Source organism: Paracoccus sediminilitoris (genome assembly GCF_003259195.1).
GTDB classification, from domain to species: domain Bacteria; phylum Pseudomonadota; class Alphaproteobacteria; order Rhodobacterales; family Rhodobacteraceae; genus Paracoccus; species Paracoccus sediminilitoris.
This window is the reverse complement of record NZ_QJPK01000095.1, coordinates 1-344: the sequence shown is the minus strand read 5'-3', so window position 1 is coordinate 344 and position 344 is coordinate 1. Positions and strand designations below refer to the sequence as shown.

At 60.8% G+C, this 344-nt stretch carries 1 protein-coding gene; it reads right to left on the bottom strand.

Annotated features, from left to right (window positions below; translation table 11 throughout):
* The coding region (locus tag DKT70_RS17710; protein WP_146612705.1) for a DDE-type integrase/transposase/recombinase at positions 1–344 on the bottom strand (344 nt) is incomplete at both ends.

Sequence of the window (344 nt, the reverse complement as noted above, 5' to 3'; positions counted from 1 at the left end):
CCTCGCCATGGTCCTCGGACCGGTGGCGGACACATGGCTCGATGCATCGGCTTTCCAGGCGCGATGTAGTGCCACTCGATCCCATGCTCGGAACACCACCGCAGGATGGCGTTCGAGGTCAGTTCGGTGCCGTTGTCTGAGACAATCATTCCAGGCTTCCCTCGACGCTCGATCAGGGCCGATAGCTCTCGTGCGACGCGCCGTCCGGATATCGAAGTGTCCGGGATCGCCGCGATGCATTCCCGGGTGATGTCGTCGACCATGTTGAGAACCCGGAAGCGTTGGCCGTTGGCAAACTGGTCATGCCCATTCGACGGGAAAACAGTCCCCCAGACTGTTTTCTG